General features: G+C 72.6%; 17 protein-coding genes. 10 read left to right on the forward strand and 7 right to left on the reverse strand.

All coding sequences use genetic code 11. The features are described from left to right. Positions 1-55 precede the first annotated feature (55 nt). Positions 56-829: an SDR family NAD(P)-dependent oxidoreductase gene (locus CP984_RS22520; protein ID WP_003984497.1), complete on the reverse strand. Its 774-nt coding sequence runs from the start codon at positions 827-829 to the stop codon at positions 56-58. An 83-nt stretch (positions 830-912) separates the two neighbouring features. After that, positions 913-1,578, reverse strand: coding sequence for an MOSC domain-containing protein (locus CP984_RS22525; protein ID WP_030184559.1), 666 nt, complete (start codon positions 1,576-1,578; stop codon positions 913-915). A gap of 80 nt (positions 1,579-1,658) precedes the next feature. Here CP984_RS22525 and CP984_RS22530 point away from each other — a divergent pair, with 80 nt between their 5' ends. Continuing rightward, positions 1,659-2,570 carry a LysR family transcriptional regulator gene (locus CP984_RS22530; protein WP_003984495.1) on the forward strand — a complete coding sequence of 304 codons (912 nt, stop codon included), beginning with the start codon at positions 1,659-1,661 and terminating at the stop codon, positions 2,568-2,570. 108 nt (positions 2,571-2,678) lie between these two features. Here the strand turns inward: CP984_RS22530 and CP984_RS22535 are convergent, their stop codons facing one another. Further along, the gene (locus tag CP984_RS22535; RefSeq protein WP_003984494.1) at positions 2,679-3,011 is read right to left on the reverse strand and encodes a WhiB family transcriptional regulator; all 333 of its coding nucleotides are present in this window, start codon (positions 3,009-3,011) and stop codon (positions 2,679-2,681) included. Between the two features lie 379 nt (positions 3,012-3,390). Here CP984_RS22535 and CP984_RS22540 point away from each other — a divergent pair, with 379 nt between their 5' ends. The 5 genes from CP984_RS22540 to CP984_RS22560 all read left to right on the forward strand — a co-directional run bounded on the left by CP984_RS22540 (position 3,391) and on the right by CP984_RS22560 (position 8,116). Next, positions 3,391-4,002, forward strand: coding sequence for a response regulator transcription factor (locus CP984_RS22540; RefSeq protein ID WP_003948568.1), 612 nt, complete (start codon positions 3,391-3,393; stop codon positions 4,000-4,002). A gap of 281 nt (positions 4,003-4,283) precedes the next feature. Further along, positions 4,284-4,859 carry a sigma-70 family RNA polymerase sigma factor gene (locus CP984_RS22545; RefSeq protein ID WP_003984493.1) on the forward strand — a complete coding sequence of 192 codons (576 nt, stop codon included), beginning with the start codon at positions 4,284-4,286 and terminating at the stop codon, positions 4,857-4,859. Between the two features lie 243 nt (positions 4,860-5,102). Beyond that, complete coding sequence (guaB, locus tag CP984_RS22550) at positions 5,103-6,605, forward strand: IMP dehydrogenase (RefSeq protein WP_003984492.1); 1,503 nt, start codon at positions 5,103-5,105, stop codon at positions 6,603-6,605. Between the two features lie 37 nt (positions 6,606-6,642). Further along, positions 6,643-6,915: a hypothetical protein gene (locus tag CP984_RS22555; RefSeq protein WP_003984491.1), complete on the forward strand. Its 273-nt coding sequence runs from the start codon at positions 6,643-6,645 to the stop codon at positions 6,913-6,915. A 73-nt stretch (positions 6,916-6,988) separates the two neighbouring features. After that, on the forward strand, positions 6,989-8,116 hold the full coding sequence (locus CP984_RS22560) for a GuaB3 family IMP dehydrogenase-related protein (protein WP_003984490.1): 1,128 nt from the start codon (positions 6,989-6,991) through the stop codon (positions 8,114-8,116). A 115-nt stretch (positions 8,117-8,231) separates the two neighbouring features. Here the strand turns inward: CP984_RS22560 and CP984_RS22565 are convergent, their stop codons facing one another. Continuing rightward, positions 8,232-8,759: a hypothetical protein gene (locus CP984_RS22565; protein WP_003984489.1), complete on the reverse strand. Its 528-nt coding sequence runs from the start codon at positions 8,757-8,759 to the stop codon at positions 8,232-8,234. 167 nt (positions 8,760-8,926) lie between these two features. Next, a complete protein-coding gene (locus CP984_RS22570) occupies positions 8,927-10,201 on the reverse strand; it encodes a nucleotide sugar dehydrogenase (RefSeq protein WP_003984488.1) in 1,275 nt (424 codons plus the stop codon). 200 nt (positions 10,202-10,401) lie between these two features. Here CP984_RS22570 and CP984_RS22575 point away from each other — a divergent pair, with 200 nt between their 5' ends. Beyond that, entirely contained in the window at positions 10,402-12,108 is a 1,707-nt protein-coding gene (locus CP984_RS22575; RefSeq protein WP_003984487.1) for a glycerol-3-phosphate dehydrogenase/oxidase, read from the forward strand. Between the two features lie 12 nt (positions 12,109-12,120). On the opposite strand, the gene CP984_RS22580 is transcribed toward CP984_RS22575, so the two are convergent. Next, complete coding sequence (locus CP984_RS22580; protein ID WP_003984486.1) at positions 12,121-13,404, reverse strand: serine hydrolase domain-containing protein; 1,284 nt, start codon at positions 13,402-13,404, stop codon at positions 12,121-12,123. 269 nt (positions 13,405-13,673) lie between these two features. Here CP984_RS22580 and CP984_RS22585 point away from each other — a divergent pair, with 269 nt between their 5' ends. Both CP984_RS22585 and CP984_RS22590 read left to right on the forward strand, forming a co-directional pair. Then, the gene (locus CP984_RS22585) at positions 13,674-15,785 is read left to right on the forward strand and encodes a serine/threonine-protein kinase (RefSeq protein WP_003984485.1); all 2,112 of its coding nucleotides are present in this window, start codon (positions 13,674-13,676) and stop codon (positions 15,783-15,785) included. Between the two features lie 269 nt (positions 15,786-16,054). Then, positions 16,055-18,787 carry a protein kinase gene (locus CP984_RS22590; RefSeq protein ID WP_030184551.1) on the forward strand — a complete coding sequence of 911 codons (2,733 nt, stop codon included), beginning with the start codon at positions 16,055-16,057 and terminating at the stop codon, positions 18,785-18,787. Here the strand turns inward: CP984_RS22590 and CP984_RS22595 are convergent. Continuing rightward, entirely contained in the window at positions 18,762-20,297 is a 1,536-nt protein-coding gene (locus CP984_RS22595) for an MFS transporter (protein WP_003983145.1), read from the reverse strand. The genes CP984_RS22590 and CP984_RS22595 overlap by 26 nt on opposite strands. Positions 20,298-20,413: 116 nt before the next feature. On the opposite strand from CP984_RS22595, the gene CP984_RS22600 reads away from it, so the two are divergent. Next, on the forward strand, positions 20,414-21,418 hold the full coding sequence (locus CP984_RS22600) for a LysR family transcriptional regulator (RefSeq protein ID WP_030184549.1): 1,005 nt from the start codon (positions 20,414-20,416) through the stop codon (positions 21,416-21,418). Positions 21,419-21,469 lie beyond the last annotated feature (51 nt).

The following is a 21,469-nucleotide window of genomic DNA, read 5'->3' on the forward strand; positions in this document are numbered from 1 at the left end:
GGGCCGCGGGCACCTCGCCCGCGGCCCGTACCGCAACGTTTCACCGCTCCCCGCCTCACTGCGGGCCGTACTTGCGCCCCGTCTTCGACGTGATCCCGCCGAGGAGGTTGCGCGGCGCCAGCTTCGCCACGCCCATCAGCGCCTTGTAGCGCGGGTCCGGGACGGACAGCGACTTGCCGCGCGCCAGGTCCTTCATCGCCGCGTCCACCAGCTTGTCGGCGTCCAGCCACATCCAGTCGGGAATGTTGTCCGTCCCCATCCCGGCCCGCTCGTGGAACTCGGTCCGTACGAAGCCGGGGCACAGCGCCATCAGCCGTACGTTGCTGCCCGCCAGGTCGCGCGCCACGCCCTGGGTGAACTGCACGACCCACGCCTTGCTCGCGCCGTACGTGCCGCGCGGCACGAACGCCGCCACCGAGGCCACGTTGACGACCCCGCCGCGGCGCCGCTCGCGCATCCCCTTGACCGCCTCCGAGGTCAGCCGCAGCACCGCCTCGCAGTGCACCTTGAGCATCGTGAGCTCGTCGGCCATCGGCACCTCCAGGAATTCACCCTTGTTGCCGAAGCCCGCGTTGTTGACCAGCAGGTCCACCGGGTGGGTGCGGTCGCCGAGCCGCTTCTCGACCGTGGCGATGCCGTCGTCCGTCGCCAGGTCGGCGACCAGGACGGAGACCTCGACGCCGTGCCGGTCGTGCAGTTCGGTGGCCTGCTCGCGCAGCCGCTTCTCGTTGCGTGCCACCAGCACCAGGTTGTGGCCGTCGCCCGCCAGGCGGCGGGCGAACGCGGCGCCGATGCCCGCCGTCGCTCCCGTAATCAGTGCAGTCGTCATACGGGCACGCTATCCGGATCCGCACACGTCACACGCCCCGGCCGGTACGCCCCCAAGGGTCGGCCGCGCCCCGTTCACCCGGTTCAAGCCTCTTGCGCACGGATGTACTTGAGCGCCCCGTCGCGCAGCTCGGGGTGGAGCGCCTCACCCGCCTCCAGGAGCCGCGGCAGCAGCGCGCGTTCGGTGGTCATGGCGCGGAAGGTGAGCGCGACCGTCACATCGTGGTCCGGGCGGTGCTCGACGGTGATCGGGTCCCCGCGGCGGATCTCGCCCGGCTCGATGACCCGCAGGTACGCGCCGGGCGCGCCCGCCTGTGTGAAGCGCTTGATCCAGCCCGGCTCGCCCAGCTTCCCCTGGAAGGTCATGCAGGGGATGCGCGCGGAGGTCACCTCCAGCAGCAGGCGCGGGCCGATACGCCAGCGTTCGCCGATCAGGGCGTGGGTGACGTCCAGCCCCCGGGTGGTGAGGTTCTCCCCGAACATCCCGGCGGGCAGTTCGCGGCCCAGCTCCCGTTCCCAGGCGTCCAGATCCTCGCGGGCGTAGGCGTACACCGCCTGGTCGTCGCCGCCGTGGTGCTTGCGGTTGACGACGTCGTCACCGGCCAGGCCGCTCCCGGCGACGCCCTTGGGGCCCGGCGCGGCCACCGCCACCGGCCCGTCGACGGGCTCCTTGAAGATGCCCGTACGGCCGCCGGCGCCGCGGTGCTCCGTCGGCCGCGAGCGCCCCGTGTTCACAGACAGAAGCTCCATGGCGGCACGCTAGGGCCCATCGGGCCAAAGTCGCGAACGATTATTTCGCGCCAGCCCCAAGACTCGCTTATGCTCGAAGCATGATCGAGGCCCGTCATCTGCGCGTGCTGCGCGCCGTCGCCCGGACCGGCTCCTTCTCCGCCGCGGCGCGGGAGCTGGGCTGCACCCAGCCCGCCGTCAGCCAGCAGATGAAGGCGCTGGAGCAGTCCGCCGGGACGCCGCTGCTGATCCGTACGGGCCGCGAGATGCGGCTGACGCAGGCGGGCGAGGCGCTGGTGCGGCACGCCACCGGCATCCTGGCCGGGCTGACCGCCGCGGAGGAGGAGGTCGCGGCCATCGCGGGCCTGCGGGCCGGGCGGGTACGGCTGGTCTCCTTCCCCTCCGGCAGCTCGACGCTGGTGCCCACCGCGCTGGCCGCCATGCGCGCCGCCCACCCCGGCACCCGCGTCTCCCTGGTCGAGGCCGAGCCGCCGCGCTCCATCGAGATGCTGCGCAACGGCGACTGCGAGATCGCGCTCGCCTTCCGGTACCCGGACGTGCGCGGCGCGGACCCCGCGGCCGAAGCGGAGTGGGACGACCTGGTCGTCCGCCCCGTCCTGGTCGACCGGCTGGTGGGCCTGGTCCCGGAGGCCCACCCGCTGGCCGGGGCCGGTACGGCGTGCTTCACCGACCTGGCCGGCGATCCGTGGATCGCGGGCTGCCCGCGCTGCCGCCGGCATCTGGTGGAGGTCTGCGAGGGCGCCGGGTTCACGCCGCGCATCGACTTCGCGACGGACGACTACCCGGCGGTGATCGGCCTGGTGGGCGCGGGGCTGGGGGTCGCGGTGCTGCCGGAGCTGGCGCTGGAGTCGGTACGGGCCAAGGGGGTGCGTACGGTCGCGATGGAGCCGTGCGTACAGCGCGAGGTCGTGGCGCTCACCCTGCCGGACCTGGCGCAGGTTCCGGCGGTCGAGGCGATGCTCGGCCGGCTCGCGGGGGCGGTGCGCCGCTAGACGGCGGGGCCGGGGCCGGGGACTGGGGCCGCGCCCTTTCGGTCAGGTTTTCCGGATCGCCACGCCCTCGTTGCGCCGTCCGGGTGAAATATCCGAGGAAACGTTTCTTCAGGGGCGGCCGGTGCTCCGGTGCCCGACCGCGGCCGTCGCCGGCACCAGCCGGTGCCGCGCCCGGCCCATCAGCTCCTCGCGCTCGTCCTCGGTCAGCCCGCCCCAGACCCCGTACGGCTCGCGGACCGCGAGGGCGTGGGCCGCGCATTGGGCGCGTACCGGGCAGCGCATGCACACCTCTTTCGCCGAGGTCTCGCGCGCGCTGCGGGCGGCGCCGCGTTCGCCCTCGGGATGGAAGAAGAGCGAACTGTCCACGCCACGGCACGCGGCGAGCAACTGCCAGTCCCACAGGTCTGCGTTCGGGCCCGGAAGGCGGGAGAAATCTGCCATTGCTAGTCCCCTCGAAGCGGTACCGGTTCGGGCTCGGTGCTCACGACCGTACATCTACTGTCTAAGTAGATGTAAATATGACTCATTGCGAATCTAGCCACAGACACCATAAAAAGGGAAGAAAAGCCACCAAATAGGGCACAACGGCGAGAAGTGGGGCGCCGGACGACCTTCGGTCTCCTGCGTGTCCGGGCCCTCACGTAGAGTGTCGAAGGCGGCTGGCCAACCCGTAACTCTTTCGAGTGACCATCGTTGAGAGGGCGGAAGCGGTTGATGGAGGTAGTCCTCGGGCAGGTGTCCGACGCCGTCGATCGCTGAGGTGACGATACGTACCAGCCTGGAGGCTCAAGGTGACGCGCATCAGCTGCGGAGGGCGGTCATGACATCCGTCCTCGTCTGTGACGACTCCCCGCTTGCCCGAGAGGCGCTCCGCCGCGCGGTCGCGACCGTGCCCGGTGTAGAGCGTGTGACGACGGCGGCCAACGGCGAGGAAGTCCTCCGCCGCTGGGGCGCCGATCGCTCCGATCTGATCTTGATGGATGTGCGGATGCCCGGACTGGGGGGTGTCGAGACGGTGCGCCGCCTGCTCTCCGCCGATCCGGGCGCCCGCATCATCATGCTCACGGTCGCCGAGGACCTCGACGGGGTCGCGCTCGCGGTCGCCGCCGGCGCCCGCGGCTATCTCCACAAGGACGCCTCGCGCGCCGAGCTGCGCGCGACGGTCACCCAGGCGCTGGCCGATCCCACCTGGCGGCTCGCCCCGCGCCGGCTGCGGTCCGCCGAGATGGGGGCGGCGCCGACGCTGACCGCGCGCGAGATCCAGGTGCTGGAGGGCATGAGTCACGGCCGCTCCAACGCGGAGATCGGACGCGAGCTGTTCCTCTCCGAGGACACGGTCAAGACCCATGCCCGGCGGCTGTTCAAGAAGCTCGGCGCCTCCGACCGGGCCCACGCGGTCGCGCTCGGATTCCGCTGGGGCCTGGTCCGCTAGGACGGCCGTGACGTGCAGCGATGCGGGGGAATGAGGGTCCCCGCCCGCCCTGTGGCGGGCGGGGCGGCAGCCGGCCTCGCGGGCGCCGGTCACCGAGCGGCATCCCGGTTCCGCGCGCGGTGCCGCATCCTTGAGGTATGGAGTTCCTCGGGGACGGGCCGATCCGGTGCGAGGGGAGGGCGCGGGAGATGACAGCCGGCGCACCTGCCGCTCATAACGCTTCGGTGCACAAGTACGGACCTGATGCCGCGGATCGTGCCGCGCCAAGGCACCATGGACCGATGCGCGATGACGGGATTCAGGAGATCGGCGATCTCGTCGCACGCGCCGTGGAAGGGGATCGCCGGGCCACCCACGACCTGCTGGCCCATGTGCATCCGCTCGCGCTGCGCTACTGCCGCACCCGGCTGTCCCGGCTGCCGGGTGACGCGCGCCACTTCGTCGAGGATCTGGCGCAGGAGGTCTGCGTCGCGGTGCTCTGTGCGCTGCCCCGCTACCGGGACACCGGAAAGCCGTTCGAGGCGTTCGTCTTCGCCATCGCCGCCCACAAGGTCGCCGACCTCCAGCGGGCCGCGATGCGCGGCCCGGGCAGCACGGCCGTACCGTCCAACGAGATGCCCGAGCAGCCGGACGACTCGCTGGGCCCCGAGGAGCGGGCGCTGCTCAGCAGCGACGCCGAGTGGGCCAAGAAGCTGCTGGCCAACCTCCCGGAGAACCAGCGCGAGCTGGTGCTGCTGCGGGTCGCGGTCGGGCTGACGGCCGAGGAGACCGGGCAGATGCTGGGGATGTCGCCGGGCGCGGTGCGGGTCGCGCAGCACCGGGCGCTGAGCCGGCTGCGGGCGCTGGCCGAGCAGTAGGCGTACGGGCGCGGGCCGCCGTTTCACGGGCCGGTGTTCGGCGGATGCCGGAGTCCGGGCGAGCGGTCGCCCGGGGGAACGTACAGTCGAGGAAACGTGCAGCCGTAGGAACGCACGTCCGCGCCGCCACCACTTCATAGGAACGCACAAGTGATGCGCTCCTCACCGGTGGTGGAATGGGACGCCTGTGATGGCCGTTAGCATGGGTGTCCGCGCTGAGGCAAGACCATTTGGGAAGGTGTCATGACTGACAACGTCGACGGAATGCCCGCCAAATTCGCGATGCTCGGTCTGACATATGACGACGTGCTGCTGCTGCCCGGCGCCTCCGAGGTGCTGCCGAACGCGGTCGACACCTCGTCCCGGGTCTCGCGCAACGTCCGGGTGAACATCCCGCTGCTGTCCGCCGCCATGGACAAGGTCACCGAGGCGCGGATGGCCATCGCCATGGCCCGGCAGGGCGGCGCGGGCGTGCTGCACCGCAACCTGTCCATCGAGGACCAGGCCAACCAGGTCGACCTGGTCAAGCGCTCCGAGTCCGGCATGGTCACCGACCCGATCACGGTCCGCCCGGACGCCACCCTGGTCGAGGCGGACGCGCTGTGCGCGAAGTTCCGCATCAGCGGTGTGCCGGTGACGGACGAGGCGGGCAAGCTGCTGGGCATCGTCACCAACCGCGACATGGCCTTCGAGCTGGACCGCAGCCGCCAGGTGCGCGAGGTCATGACCCCGATGCCGCTGGTCACCGGCAAGGTCGGCATCTCCGGCGAGGACGCCATCGAGCTGCTGCGCCGCCACAAGATCGAGAAGCTGCCGCTGGTGGACGAGGCGGGCGTCCTCAAGGGCCTGATCACGGTCAAGGACTTCGTGAAGGCCGAGAAGTACCCGAACGCCGCCAAGGACTCCGAGGGCCGCCTGGTCGTCGGTGCCGCGGTGGGCGTCGGCGACGAGGCGTACGACCGCGCCCAGGCGCTCGTCGAGGCCGGTGCCGACTTCCTGGTCGTGGACAGCGCGCACGGCCACAGCCGCGGCATCCTCGACATGATCGCCAAGGTGAAGTCCAACATCCGCGTCGACGTGGTCGGCGGCAACGTCGCCACCCGCGACGGCGCCCAGGCGCTGATCGACGCCGGCGCGGACGGCATCAAGGTCGGCGTCGGCCCCGGCTCCATCTGCACCACCCGCGTCGTCGCCGGTGTGGGCGTCCCGCAGGTCACCGCGATCTACGAGGCCGCGCAGGCCGCGAACGCGGCGGGCGTCCCGCTGATCGGCGACGGCGGCCTGCAGTTCTCCGGCGACATCGCCAAGGCCATCGCGGCGGGCGCCGACACCGTCATGCTGGGCTCGCTGCTGGCCGGCTGCGAGGAGTCGCCGGGCGAGATGGTCTTCATCAACGGCAAGCAGTTCAAGTCGTACCGCGGCATGGGCTCGCTCGGCGCGATGCAGTCCCGCGGCCAGGCGCGCTCCTTCTCCAAGGACCGCTACTTCCAGGACAACGTCCTGTCCGAGGACAAGCTCGTCCCCGAGGGCATCGAGGGCCAGGTCCCCTACCGCGGCCCGCTCGGCTCGGTGGCCCACCAGCTCGTCGGCGGCCTGCGCGCCTCCATGGGCTACGTCGGCTCCGCGACCATCGAGGAGCTGAAGGACAAGGGCCGCTTCGTCCGCATCACCGCGGCGGGCCTGAAGGAGAGCCACCCGCACGACGTCCAGATGGTCACCGAGGCACCGAACTACGCGCGGCGGTGAGCCGGTAGGCTCCGGGGCCTGGGTTCGAGGGGGGCAGATGCTGTACTCGGTGAGTTACGGCGAAGGCGCGGCCCACGTCCGTGACGGTCTGCCCGAGGACCGCAGAGCCTTGCTGGAGCGGGGCCTCAGGAAGCTGGCGGACGACCCGCGGCCGGAGGTCTCGCTGCCGCTCTCGAAGGACGGGAACACCCGGTCGGTGGCGCTCAGCGAGAACATCGCGATCGAGTACGTCATCAGCGAGGGCCTGCTGATCGTCCTCATGATCCGAGTCGTGGACACCTCGCGGGCGCTCCTCGAAAACGAAGAGTGATCAAGCCCTGATACGTCCCCAGCGTCCCCGGTCGGGGATACTGGGGACGTAATCGTATGGAAGGGCCACACACGTGACTGAGATCGAGATCGGGCGCGGCAAGCGCGGCCGCCGGGCGTACGCCTTCGACGACATCGCCGTCGTACCGAGTCGGCGCACCCGCGACCCGAAGGAGGTCTCGATCGCCTGGCAGATCGATGCCTACCGCTTCGAGCTGCCGTTCCTGGCGGCCCCGATGGACTCGGTCGTCTCGCCGCAGACCGCCATCCGCATCGGTGAGCTGGGCGGCCTGGGCGTGCTGAACCTGGAAGGGCTCTGGACGCGCTACGAGGACCCGGAGCCGCTGCTCGCGGAGATCGCGGAGCTGGACGGCGACGCGGCCACCAAGCGCCTCCAGGAGATCTACGCGGCGCCGATCAAGGAAGAGCTGATCGGGCAGCGCATCAAGGAGGTGCGCGACTCCGGTGTGGTCACCGCCGCCGCGCTCTCGCCGCAGCGCACCGCCGAGTTCTCCAAGGCCGTGGTGGACGCGGGCGTGGACATCTTCGTGATCCGCGGCACCACCGTCTCCGCCGAGCACGTCTCCTCGGCCGCCGAGCCGCTGAACCTGAAGCAGTTCATCTACGAGCTGGACGTCCCGGTGATCGTCGGCGGCTGTGCCACGTACACCGCGGCCCTGCACCTGATGCGCACCGGCGCGGCGGGTGTGCTGGTCGGCTTCGGCGGCGGCGCCGCGCACACCACCCGTAACGTGCTCGGCATCCAGGTGCCGATGGCGACCGCGGTGGCCGATGTGGCCGCCGCCCGCCGGGACTACATGGACGAGTCCGGCGGCCGCTACGTGCACGTGATCGCGGACGGCGGCGTGGGCTGGTCGGGCGACCTGCCCAAGGCCATCGCCTGCGGCGCGGACGCGGTGATGATGGGCTCGCCGCTGGCGCGCGCCACGGACGCGCCGGGCCGCGGCCACCACTGGGGCATGGAGGCCGTCCACCCGGACGTGCCGCGCGGCAAGCGGATGGACCTGGGCGCGGTCGGCACCACCGAGGAGATCCTGTGCGGTCCCTCGAACACGCCGGACGGTTCGATGAACTTCTTCGGCGCGCTGCGCCGGGCGATGGCGACCACCGGCTACTCCGAGCTGAAGGAGTTCCAGCGGGTCGAGGTGACGGTCGCGCCGTCGCAGCACGACAAGCGCTGAGGCATCGCTGAGGCATCCGTAGCCGTCAAAGCATCCGCAGACGGCGAAGGGCCCGGACCGCACTCCCCGTGCGGTCCGGGCCCTTTCGTATGGCGCGCCGGCCGTCCGGCCGCGGTCAGCCGCCCAGCTTCTTGGTGACCTGGAAGCCGCCGGCCCCGGCCAGCAGGTAGAAGACCACGTCGATCGGGCCGAGGTACGCCTTCCACGCCGCGTGGACCAGGCCGAACTGGCTGGAGGCGGTCTCCAGGACCGAGATGTGCAGGATGTCGGCCGTGATCAGGGCGACGCCGAAGACCTGGCCGAGGTAGAGGCCGGCCAGGCCGAGCACCGCGCCGACCACCGGCAGCGCCGCGCTGCGGCCGCCCACCTTGCCCAGTACGGCGCCGATCAGCGCGCCGACGGCGAGCGCCGCGTAGCCGATGGAGGCGCCGTCCACGGCCTTGAGCACCGCGCCGTACACACCGGCCGCGACCAGCGTGGTGACGACGCCGAGCGCGACGGCCAGTCCGGCGTTGCCGCGGCGCGCGGCCGGCGGGGCCATCGGTGCCGGGAAGCCGCCCGGTGCGGGAGCGCCGTACGGAGCCTGCGGCGGCTGGTGGGGCTGCTGCGGCTGCTGAGGCGCGTTCGGCCAGGGCTGGCTCATGTATTTCCCCCGGGAGAGACCGTCGCGGTGCCCGTGCGGCACCGGGGACCGGTCGGCGTGATGGATGCGCACAGATGCGGTGCGCGGTCACAAATTAACAGACCGGTCTGACATGTCCACATGAAATAACGTCCGGGCGGTATCGGAAAGCGCCCCGGAACCCGAGCTCAGAGCCGGTGCGCCGCGCCGGTCGGCGTCGCCCCCCGGGTGTCCAGCAGCAGCTGGGCCTTCACGGACAGGCCCTGGAGGTCGTACGTGCGGTGGTGCTGGAGGAGCAGCGTGAGGTCGGCCCCGGCGGCGGCCTCGTAGAGCGCGTCCGCGCGCGGGACCGGCCGGCCGAGGACCTGCCACTGGTGGACGTACGGGTCGTGGTACGTGATGTGCGCGCCCAACTCCATGAGCCGGGAGGCGATTTCGCGGGCCGGTGAGCCTTCCTCGTCGCCGATGTCCGGCTTGTACGTGACGCCGAGCAGCAGGACGCGGGCGCCGCGCGCCGACTTGCCGTGCTCGTTGAGCAGGGTGGCGCAGCGCTGTACGACGTAGCGCGGCATCCGGGTGTTGACCTCCTGCGCCAGCTCGACCAGGCGCAGCGGGTAGCCCAGTGAACGCCCCTTGTAGGAGTAGTAGTTGGGGTCGATCGGCGCGGTGTGGCCGCCGACGCCGGGGCCGGGGCGGAACGCCTGGAAGCCGAACGGCTTGGTCTCGGCGCAGCGGATGACGTCCCACAGGTCGACGCCGATGTCGTGGCAGAGCACCGCCATCTCGTTCATGAGCGCGATGTTCAGGTGCCGGTAGTTGGTCTCCAGCAGCTTGGCCGTCTCCGCCTCGCGCGGCCCGCGGGCCCGTACGACCCGGTCGGTGAGCCGCCCGTAGAACGCCGCCGCGGCTTCCGTGCAGGCGGGGGTCAGGCCGCCGATGACCTTCGGGGTGCTGCCGTAGCGGTGGGCGCGGCTGCCGGGGTCGTGGCGGGCGGGGGAGTGGGCGAGGTGGAAGTCGCGTCCCGCGGTCAGGCCGGAGCCCTCTTCCAGGAGGGGGCGCAGGAATTCCTCGGTGGTGCCCGGGTAGACGGTGGATTCCAGGATCACCGTGGTGTGCGGGCGCAGGTGCGCCGCCAGTACGCGGGCGGCGTCGGCGACCGCGGACAGGTCGAGGGCGCCGTCCTCGCCGAGCGGGGTGGGGGCGCAGATGACAGCGGTACGGACCCGGCCGAGCGCGGCGGGATCGTCGGTGGTGCGGAATCCGGCCGCGAGCAGCCGGCGGATCTCGGGAGCGGTGAGGGGGCCGTGCGCGGCGGGTGGATGCGCCGCCGCGGGCGCGGGCGCGTCGGGCGCGGCCGGCGGGCCGGGGTCGTAGCCGATGGTGCGGACGCCGGCGGCGGTGGCGGCCTGGGCGAGGGGGAGACCGATATGGCCTAGTCCGATGACGGCGAGGTCTGCGGGCATGGCTGGCTGCCGTCCTTCCCGAGCGGTTCCGGATGGGGCGGTGAAGCATAAGAACATAAATAGACTAAGCGGACATTTGGCCCAGAATGGGGATTGCGGCGGCCGGGTGTTGCCCGGTCGCCGGAGGGTGGATACGGGCCGGTGGCGCGGCCAGAATCGACGGACGGGGAGTGTGACCCCGACCACAGCGGGAGGCAGCGGTGAGGACAGCGACACTCGGACCGGCCCAGCGTGCCGAAGCGCTCGCACGGATGGCGGAACGGGAGCTGGATGTTTTGGTGGTCGGCGGCGGGGTGGTCGGTGCCGGTACGGCACTGGACGCGGCGACCCGCGGGCTGGACACCGGACTGGTCGAGGCACGTGACTGGTCGTCGGGCACGTCGAGCCGGTCGAGCAAGCTCATCCACGGTGGGCTGCGCTACCTGGAGATGCTGGACTTCGCGCTCGTACGCGAAGCGCTGAAGGAACGCGGGCTGCTCCTGGAACGGCTCGCGCCGCACCTGGTCAAGCCGGTCCCGTTCCTCTACCCGCTCACCCACAAGGGCTGGGAGCGCTGGTACGCGGGCTCCGGCGTCGCGCTCTACGACGGCATGTCGGTCTCCTCGGGACACGGCCGCGGCCTGCCCGTACACCGGCACCTCTCGCACAAGCGGGCCCTCAGAGTGGCGCCCTGCCTGAAGAAGGACGCCCTGGTGGGCGCGTTGCAGTACTACGACGCGCAGGTGGACGACGCCCGCTTCGTGATGAACCTCGTACGGACCGCCGCCCTGTACGGCGCCGAGGCCGCCAACCGGGCCCGGGTCGTCGGCTTCCTGCGCGAGGGCGAGCGCGTCGTCGGCGCCCGGGTGCAGGACGTCGAGGCGGGCGGCGAGTACGAGGTACGGGCCCGCCAGGTGGTGAACGCGACCGGCGTGTGGACCGACGACACGCAGGCCCTGATCGGTGAGCGTGGCCAGTTCCACGTACGGGCGTCGAAGGGCATCCACCTGGTCGTGCCGAAGGACCGCATCCACTCCACGACGGGGCTGATCCTGCGCACGGAGAAGAGCGTGCTGTTCGTCATCCCCTGGGGGCGGCACTGGATCGTCGGTACGACCGACACGGACTGGGACCTGGACAAGGCCCACCCGGCCGCGTCCAGCGCCGACATCGACTACCTGCTGGAGCACGTGAACTCGGTGCTCGCGACGCCGCTGACCCGCGACGACGTGGAGGGCGTCTACGCGGGCCTGCGCCCGCTGCTGGCCGGCGAGTCGGACGCGACCAGCAAGCTGTCGCGCGAGCACACGGTCGCGCACCCGGTGCCGGGCGTCGTGGTGGTCGCGGGCGGCAAGTACACGACGTACCGCGTCATGGCCAAGGACGCGGTGGACGAGGCGGTCCACGCGCTGGACCAGCGGGTGGCCGAGTGCGTCACGGAGGACACGCCGCTCGTCGGAGCGGAGGGCTACAAGGCGATGTGGAACGCCCGCGCCCAGACCGCCGCGCGTACCGGCCTGCACGTGGTGCGCGTCGAACACCTGCTGAATCGTTACGGCGCACTGGCCGACGAACTCCTCGACCTCATCGTCACCGACCCGGCGCTCGGTGAGCCGCTCGCCGCCGCCGACGACTACCTGCGCGCCGAAATCGTCTACGCCTGCACCCACGAAGGAGCGCGGCACCTGGACGACGTCCTCACCCGGCGCACCCGCATCTCCATCGAAACCTTTGACCGGGGCACCCGCAGCGCGCGGGAATGCGCCGAGCTGATGGCGCCGGTGCTGGGCTGGGACGCGGACCAGATCGACCGCGAAGTGCAGCACTACGAGAAGCGGGTCGAGGCGGAACGGGAGTCGCAGCGGCAGCCGGATGACCTCACGGCCGACGCGGCACGCCTGGGGGCGCCGGACATCGTGCCTCTCTGACGGGCCTCGCGCCTATCCGGCGGCCCCCCTGCCCGGCTGACGGCAGAACTCCGCCGTCAGCACGGACACGGCCCGGTCCGCCGCCGCCCGGGTGTCCGTGTTGATGTGCAGGCTCAGCACATGGCGGCCGTCCGCCGTGGCGGCGGTCTGCGCGTACGAGCCGTTGATGTCGCCGTTGTGCCCCCACACGGTGGTGCCGCAGGGCAGCTCGACGGCGTACAGACCCAGGCCGTACGCGTCGTCCGCCCGCCGCGCGCTGCGCAGCTGCGCCGTCTCGCGCGGCGGCAGCAGCCTGCCGCCGAGGAGCGCGGCGAAGAACCGGTTGAGGTCGCCGAGCGTGGTGACCATCTCGCCCGCGGCGCCCGCCCGGCTCGGATCGAGGGCGGTGGCGTCCATCCGGCGCGCTCCGACGACGGAGTAGCCGCGCCCGTGCGGCTCGGGCAGGGCCGGGTCGGTGCCGGGGAAGGACGTACCGGAAAGCCGTACCGGGCGCACGATGCGCCGCGTCACCTCTTCGGCGTACGGATGCCCGGTGACATGTTCGATGACCTGGCCCAGAAGCAGGTAATCGGTGTTGGAGTACGCGTACCGGGCGCCCGGCGGCGCGGTCGGCGGATGGCGCAGGGCGGTGCGCAGCAGCTCGGCGGGCGTGTGCGTGTCGTAGCGGTGGGCGCGGAAGCCGCTGCCGTACAGCTGGTGGGCCAGCCGCGGGTCGCGGGTGTAGTTGAACAAGCCGCTCGTGTGGTTCAGCAATTGGCGGATCGTTACGCGGGACAGTTCACCGGCGTACCTCCCGGCCGCGGCGCGGAGGCTGTCCGGCAGGCGGGGCAGGACCGGGTCCTGGAGCCGGAGCCGGTGCTCGGCGGCGAGCTGGAGCACCACGGTCGCCACGAAGGGCTTGGTCAGGCTGCCCGCGCGGAAGTGGTCGGCGCGCCGCGGCGGCCGTCCGCTTTTCAGGTCGGCGACGCCCGCGGCGGTGAAGCGGGACGCCTGGCCGCCGACGGTGCTGAGCGCCGCGGCGCCGGGCGCCCCGTCCCGTACCAGCCGGCGCAGCGCGGGTGTGGTCCGGTCCGGCGGCGGGGCGAGGGCCGCGGGCGCGCCCAGGTGCTGCGGGGCCCGGAGCGAGGTGCAGGACGTGACGGCGGGTGCGGCCAGGACCGCCAGGGCGACGGCGAGGGCGGGCAGGCGCCGGGAGACGCGGGACGGGCCCCGGGCTCCGGCGTACGCGGTGCGGACGAGGGGCGTGATCCGGCCGGTGGCAACGGTCCGGACGGCGGCGGTGGGGGTGCGCCACATCGTCGTTTCCGACCTCGTTCCTGTCCTCGTGTTCGGGTCGCGGAGCCCGGCCGCACCGCGCCGACGAGGCCCTCGTCGGCGACAGCGCCGCCCGTACGGGCCATCATGGCGGGTGCACAACAGGCGCCGAGTCGTGGACCCTGGCCTTCCCCACAGGCGCGGATGAGAGAGAATGAAGGCTCCGCCAGGGTGGGTTGTCCGAGTTGGGCCAGTTTGGTGATCGACGCGTGTTCGAGATGCCAACTCGGCTGGATTGCAGAGGGGATTCAGTGGGCGACGAGGTCGAGATGGACGGCAAGGAGGGCAGGCTGCTCGCCGGCCGGTACCGGCTCGCCGAAGTCCTCGGCCGGGGCGGAATGGGTACGGTCTGGCGCGCAACGGACGAAGTGCTCGGCCGTACGGTCGCGGTCAAGGAACTGCGTTTCCCTGGCGGGGTCGAGGAGGACGAGAAGCGCCGGCTGATCACCCGTACGCTGCGGGAGGCCAAGGCGATCGCCCGGATCCGCAACAACGGCGCGGTCACGGTCTACGACGTGGTCGACGAGGACGACCGCCCGTGGATCGTCATGGAGCTGGTCGAGGGCCGCTCGCTCGCCGAGGTGGTGCGCGACGACGGCCCCCTGACGCCGCGCCGGGCGGCGGAGGTGGGCCTCGCCGTCCTCGACGTGCTGCGCGCCGCGCACCGCGAGGGCATCCTGCACCGCGACGTGAAGCCCTCCAACGTCCTGATGTCCGACGACGGCCGGGTCGTGCTCACCGACTTCGGCATCGCCCAGGTGGAGGGCGACCCCTCGCTGACCTCCACCGGCATGCTCGTCGGCGCGCCGTCCTACATATCGCCCGAGCGGGCGCGCGGCCAGAAGCCCGGCCCCCCGGCCGACCTGTGGTCGCTGGGCGGCCTGCTGTACGCCTGCGTCGAGGGCGTCCCCCCGTACGACAAGGGCTCGGCGATCGCCACCCTGACCGCGGTGATGACCGAGCCGCTGGAGCCGCCGAAGAGCGCCGGCCCGCTGGAAGAGGTCATCTACGGGCTGCTCGTGAAGGACCCGGCGGCGCGCCTCGACGACCGGGGCGCGCGGGCGCTGCTCCTGGACGCGGCCAACGCGCCGGAGGACACCGGACCGGAGCCGCCCGCTCCGGATGCCACGCGCGCGATGGCGCTGCCGGTCGTCCCGGAAGAGTCTTCGGCGAAGGCCAAGGACCGTGCCCGCGACAAGGACCGGGACCAGAAGCCCTCGTCGTCGCGCCCGCAGTGGAAGCCGAAGCCGCGCCCGAAGGAAGACGAGAGACGCGCACCGGAGAGGGACCGCGGCAGCGTGCCGGGCGCCCGCGCGGCCTCCGCTTCCGCCCCGCTCACGGACACCTCCCGTACGGGCACGGGATCGGGCGCCAAGCCGTCCACCGCCTCGACGACGCGCGGCACCACCACCGGGCAGTCGCGGACCGACTCGACCAACGGGCCGAAGAACTGGCCGACCGCGGTCGGTTCCGCCGGGCGTACCGGCTTCGAGTCGGAGAGCGCCAAGGAGAAGGTCCGCAACGCGCTCCAGGCGGTCCGCAAGGCGGCGACCGCCGCTGCCGCGGCAGCCCGGCCGGAATCCAGGCCGGACGGCGGGACGCGCCCCTCCGGCCCGCCGAAGGCGTCCGTCACCGATGTCGTGCCGCGCCGCACGCTCGTCATCGCCGCGGTGGTCGTGGTGCTCGCCGTCCTGGGCACGGTGCTGGCCTTCGCGCTGAGCGGTGACGATGAGAAGGGCGGCGGCAAGGCCGCGGGCACGGCCGCCACCGGCCAGGCCGACCCCTCCAAGGGCGGTTCGGGGAAGGGTGCGGACGGCGCCGCGTCGCAGCCGACGGACGGCAAACCGGGCGGCCGGAGCACCCAGGGCGGCAAGCCGGGCGGTGCCGGCCAGGGCAAGGCGGGCCTGCCGCAGGGGTACGGAACCGTGTCGAACGGGGGCTTCCACTTCGCCGTCGCGCTGCCGTCGGGCTGGAAGCAGACGGACACGGCCGGCCAAAACTCCGGCGCCATATACAGCGCCGGAGGCGGCTTCCCGCGCGTCCAGATCGACTACAACGCCAAGCCCGGCAGCGACGCGGCGGCCGCCTGGCGCAGCCTGGAGCCCGCGGTCGGCCGGAGCAGCGAGAACTACCACCGCATCGACATCAAGGCGGTCGACTGGCGGGGCTACCCGACGGTCGCCGACTGGTCGTTCACGCGCAAGCAGGGCGGCCAGGACGTCCGCGTGCTCAACCGCGGCTTCCGCGCCGACGACCAGCACGGCTACGCGATCATGATCACCTGCAAGGCGGACGCCTGGGACGCGGCGGAGTGCCGCCAACTGAGGGACACCGCTTTCGCGTCATTCCAGGTGAAGGACTGACCTTCCGCGGCGCCCGTACCGCAGAGGTGCGCAGGCCGACGCGGTGTGCGCGGTGACGGCCGCCGGGCGGTGGCGAAGTCGTGGGAGAGCTGTTGGCCGGAGCGCTCCTCAACCCACGCCTCCGGCACGTATCGTGAGACCCCGAAGACCGTACGCAGCCGCAATCGGAAGGAATGCGACCGGTTTTGACCACCGTGGGTAACCGGTGGGGCCGGACGCTCCCGGACAAAGACGGGCAGGCGGCGTGAATCGCGCGCTGGGGAGGCGTCGTGGACGAGTACGCGGGAAGAGTGCTCGCCGAGCGTTACCGCCTGCCGGTGCCGCCGTCGGGCGAGTACGAATTCGCCGAAACCCGCGCCTTCGACACCTACAGCGGCCAGGAGGTCCTGGTGCGCCAGGTGCCACTGCCCGAGGTCGTGGACGCGGAGCTGCTGGACACCGGGGGAGCTGCCGGGCGGCCCGCGCCGGGCGCCCACGGACACCGGCCGGCCGGCGCCGACCGTACGCCGCACGACCCCGCCGTACGCCGCGCCCTGGAAGCCGCGACGGCCGCGGCCCGGCTGCCCGACCACCCGCAACTGGACCAGGTCTTCGACGTTTTCGCCCAGGACGGCAGCCTGTGGATCGTCAGCGAACGCGTCGCGGCCCGCCCGCTCGCCGCGCTCCTCGCCGAACGCACCCTCACCCCGCACCGCGCCGCCGAAGTCGCCGCCGACCTCCTCACCGCCCTGCGCGCCCTGCACGCGCACGGCTGGACCCACCGCAACATCACCGTCCGCACCGTCCTGATCTGCGACGACGGCCGCGCGATCCTGACCGGCCTGGCCGCGGGCGCGGCGCAGGAGGCGCTGTGCGGGTACGACCCGGTGCCCAGGGAGGAGGAGCGGCCGTCGGCTCAGGCCAAGGCTCCGGTGCGGCAACAGGCCACGGCGCCGGAGTCGCACCAGGGCATAGCGCCGGAGTCGCACCAGGGCAAGGCTCCGGTGCCGCACCAGGGCGTGGCTCCGGAGTCGCAGCAGGGCACGGCGCCGGACCGGGCTCCTGAGGAGGCCGCCGCGCCCCGGCCCGAGGCGGACGCCCGCCGGGCGCGCGCGGGCGCCATCGCGGCCTACCAGGCGGGGACGCGGGCGGCGGCGGGCCGTACGGCGCCGGAGGCGCCTCGTACACCCACCGAAGGCGGTGGTTCCCCCGGCGGCCACCCCGGCGGCCAGTCCGCCGGACACCCCGCCGACGCCCACTTCAGCCCGTACCGCGATCACATCGGCACGCCGTCGGTGCCGGAACAGCCGGGCAGCGCCGCCTACGGCGGCAGCCTGCCGGGCCCGGGACCGCGCACCGGAGGCGGCCCGGTCCACCACCTGCCCGTACAGCCGCCCGCACCGGCACCGGACACCCGGCCGTCCCTCTCCAAGGAGCCGGCCCCCGACACTCCCGCCGATTCCGGTTCCAGCTCCGGCTCCGGTTCCTATGGGCGGCCCGGCGCGGCCCTGGCCGCCGAACGCGCCCGCCAGGTACGCATCAACCTCATCGGCCCCGTCACCGAACGCTGGGCGCCGGAACAGGCCGGCCCCGTGCACGCCAACTGGCAGCTCGCGCCCCCGATCGGCCCCGCCACCGACCTGTGGGCGGTCGGCGCGCTGCTGTTCCGCATCGTGCAGGGCCACTCCGCGTATCCGGAGGACAGCGCCGCCGAACTGGTGCAACTGGTGTGCTCGGAGCCGCCGTCGTACGCCGAGGAGTGCGGCGCGCTGCGGCCGGTCGTCGAATCGCTGATGCGGCAGGACCCGGCCGACCGCCCGGACTTCGAGGAACTGCGCGGCTGGCTGAGGTCGCTGATCCGTACGGCGCCGGAGCCCGAGGTGGGCAGCCGGGTCGTGACCGTACCGTCGCTGGAGGGGCCCGCCGACTCCCGGCGGCTGCCGATCCTGCGGCGCCGGGGCGAACTGGTCCGCAAGGGGCGGCACAAGAAGGCGCGCCAGTCCCGGCCGCCGCGCCCCGCGAAGCCTCCGCGGCAGCCGAAGGGCAAGCGCCAGGCCGTGGCGTACCGGGAAGCCACCCACCACGCCCAGCCGGGCCACCCCGAGGCCCTCGCCAAGCAGCAGGAAGTCCTCACGCCTCACCTGGCGGCGACGTTCCCGCCGCAGTCGGCCGCCCACCCCCACCCCGAAGAGGCCCACCACTTCGAACAGCCCCTCCCGCCACCGGCCCGCCCCCCGCGCCGGCCCAGACCGGCCCGCGCGCCCGGACCGCCGCGCCCCGCCAAGCAGATCCGGCGCATCCAGGGCGCCACACCGCCGGACGGCGGAGGCGGCCCGCGCCGGCTGGGGCGGCTGCTGGTGGGGCTGGTGTTCCTGCTGCTGACGGGTGCGGTTCTGTACGCGGTGCTGTTCATGCCGAAGGCCGGGTCGGACGAGCGCGGCGCGGCCGGCGTCCGGGAGCGGAAGGCTTCGGTGGGCACGCAGAACGCCCCGCCGGACAGCGGCCCCGGCAGCCGCCCCGACGACCAGGGCTCACGCGCGCGGCAGCCGCAGAGCACCGAACCGGCCGACCTGGCCGAGGGCTTCGAGGTCCGCAAGGACCCGAAGGGCTTCCAGGTCGCCGTCCACAAGGGCTGGCAGCGCCGCGGGGAGAACGAACGCAACCAGATCCGCTACCTGGGCAACGGTTACGAACTGCTGATCGTGCCCGGCCGCGACACCACGTCCCGCTACGGCACCGACCCGATGACCTACCAGCAGGACAAGGAACCCGAACTGGCCCCGTACCGCGAATCCAGCTGGTCCGGCTCCTCCGGCCTGCGCCGCATCGACGTAGGCAAGGCCGCGATGGCAGAAGGCACCTTCACCTGGCAGGACAGCAGCGGCCGCCAGGTCTACGTACGCAACCTCGCCATGATCCACAACGGCCGCTACCACATCATCCAGGTCCTCGGCCCGGACAACGAACGACGCGAGGTGGACCGGCTGTATGAGCAGGCTACGGGGTCTTATCGGCCCAACTAGTGTGTGAAGCACGCTGGTTGCGGCGACCGCGCCATATCAGGACGGGCACCGCGCCCACCGCGACGACGACCGCGACGGTCCGGTACCCGACGGCCATCGCGTCCGTGAAAGCCGTGACGGCCGACGCGTGCTCCGCCGCTCCGAGGCGGCCCGCGGCGGCCATCGCGTCCGAGGCGGAGTGCGCCCGCTCGGCGACCGCGGCGGGCAGGTCCGCGGTGAACCGCGCGGTGAGGACGGTGCCGGTCACCGCGACGCCGATCGCGCTGCCGATCTCCCGTGCGGTGCTGTTCAGCCCGGAGCCCAGGCCGCCACGGCTCCTGGGCAGGGCGTTCATGATCCCGCCGGAGAGCGGCGGCGTGGCCAGTCCCATGCCGGTGGCCATCGTCAGGAGGCCGATGAGGTAGCGCCAGTACGGGGTGTCCGCGGTCGACAGCGACAGCAGGACGAGCCCGAGGACGATCAGCCCCATGCCGAGCGCGACGACGCGGCGCGTGCCCCAGCGTTCGCCGAGCGCCGCGGCCCGTGGCGAGACGAGCTTGACGCACAGTGCCTGCGGGAGGATCGCCAGCCCGCTGGCCAGGGCGCCGAACCCTTTGACGTACTGGAGGTACTGGGCGTTCAGGTAGAACAGGCTGAACATGCCGAGGAAGGCCACGGCCACGCCGAGCGTCCCGGCTCGTACCGCCGGCAGCTTGAACAGCCGGGGGTCCACCAGAGGCGCCGCGCTCCGCAGCGCGTGCCGGACGAAGAGCGCCCCCAGGGCGAGCGCCACGGCGAACGCGGCCAGCACCGGCACCGAAGCCCAGCCCAGTTCCCGGCCCTCGATCAGGCCGAAAAGGAGCGTGACGACCGGTGCGGCCAGGAGCGCGGCACTGGTGGTGTCGAAGGGTACGGAGGCTGCGTCAACAGGTACGCGGACCCCGTCGGCCGGTACGTGCACGGCTGCCAGGGCCGCGAGCAGCGTGGCAGCCGGCACGAACACCGCGAAGAACACCGGCCAGGAGAAGAACTGGAGGGTGCTGCCCGCCACGAGATTGCCCAGCAGCGCGCCCAGGCCCGTCGCTCCCGACCACGCGCCGACCGCCCTGCCGCGCCCGGCGGGCGGCGTCACCGCCAATGTCAGGGCGAGGGTCGCGGGCATCACCATGGCGGCGCCGAGGCCGGAGACCGCCCGGAAGACCAGGAGTGTGGTCACGTCGGGCGCCAGCGCACATCCGAGGCTGCCCGCCGCGAAGACGGCGAGGCCGCCGATGAGTACACGTCGGCGGCCCAGCCGGTCGCCGAGGGCCCCGGCCGGTATCAGCAGCGCCGCGAAGACCAGGACGTACACGTCGACGATCCAGACGAGCTGCGTCGACGAGGGGTGCAGCCCGCTCGCCGAGAGCGACGGGACGGCCAGGTTCACCCCGGCCACCATGGCCTGGATCGCCATCACGCTCGCGTTCATCAAACGCGGCACGTGGCCCGGTGTCCGCCGGTCGTCGGTGGTTTCTGTGTTCGGCGCGGTCATGCCCTCCCCTTTCGAAAACCCCTCCGTGCAAGGGGCGGAACGACCGTAGAAACGCGACGGAATAACATCAAATGCATTCAACTGATGAATCGAATGCGCCGCGTGCATGGAATGGAATGCCTCTCGTGCAGACGAAAGTGGACCTGAACCTGCTGGTGGCCCTGGACGCGCTGCTGGAGGAGTGCTCGGTCACCGGCGCCGCCGACCGGTTGCGCGTGTCGGAACCGGCGATGAGCCGGACCCTGGGGCGGATCCGCAAGGCCATCGGTGACCCGGTACTGGTACGGGCCGGGCACGCCATGCAGCCGACGCCGCGCGCGCTGGACATGCGCGACGAGGTGCGCGAGGTGGTCCGGCGGGCGCGGGCGGTACTGGCCCCCACCGGCGTCCTGGCGCCGGAGACCCTGGAGCGCACCTTCACGATCACCGCGAACGACGCCATGGTCACCTCCGTCGGCGATCACCTGGTCTCCTGTGTGGAGGAGGCGGCGCCGGGGGTGACCCTGCGCTTCCTGGCCGAACCGGCCGGGGACCACGCCTGGCTCCGGGACGGCGGTACGGACCTGGAGATGGGCGTGCTGGGCCCGCTGCCTCCCGAAGCGCGGACCGAGCGGCTGGCCACCGATCACCACGTACTGGTGATGTCCCCCGGGCACCCGTTGGCCGAGGGCGAGTTGACCGCCGAACGGGTGGCCGCCGCGCGGCACATCGTCACCTCGCGGCGCGGCAGGACCACCGGCCCCCTGGACGAGGCGCTGGCCGGTCACGGCCTGAGCCGGCGGGTCGCGGTCACCGCGCCCACCTTCGCCGCCACGCTCCTGATGCTGGTCAGCCGGCACGACATGGCCGGACTGCTCCCTTGGCGCCAGTACCGGCGCGGCATCCACGCGCTCGGCCTGGTCGCCAGGGAACTGCCGGTGCCGCTGCCCCCGGTCGAGCTGGCGATGGCGTGGCACCCGCGCGACGCGGCGGACCCCGCGCACACCTGGCTGCGTGCGCGGGTACGCGACTCGGTCCGCGCGGTGCTCGGTACGGACACGGCCCCGGACGCCGGGCAGAACCCCCGAGAAACTCCTGCGCGCTCAACTCCCGCTCCAAAGGCGTACGAAACCGAGGAGTGACCCGTACGCCCCCGATATGGCGGTTCGATACGCCGCCCCCGTACGCCACCT

Origin of the sequence: Streptomyces rimosus, assembly GCF_008704655.1 — a bacterium.
In the GTDB taxonomy this organism is placed as follows: Bacteria; Actinomycetota; Actinomycetes; order Streptomycetales; family Streptomycetaceae; genus Streptomyces; species Streptomyces rimosus.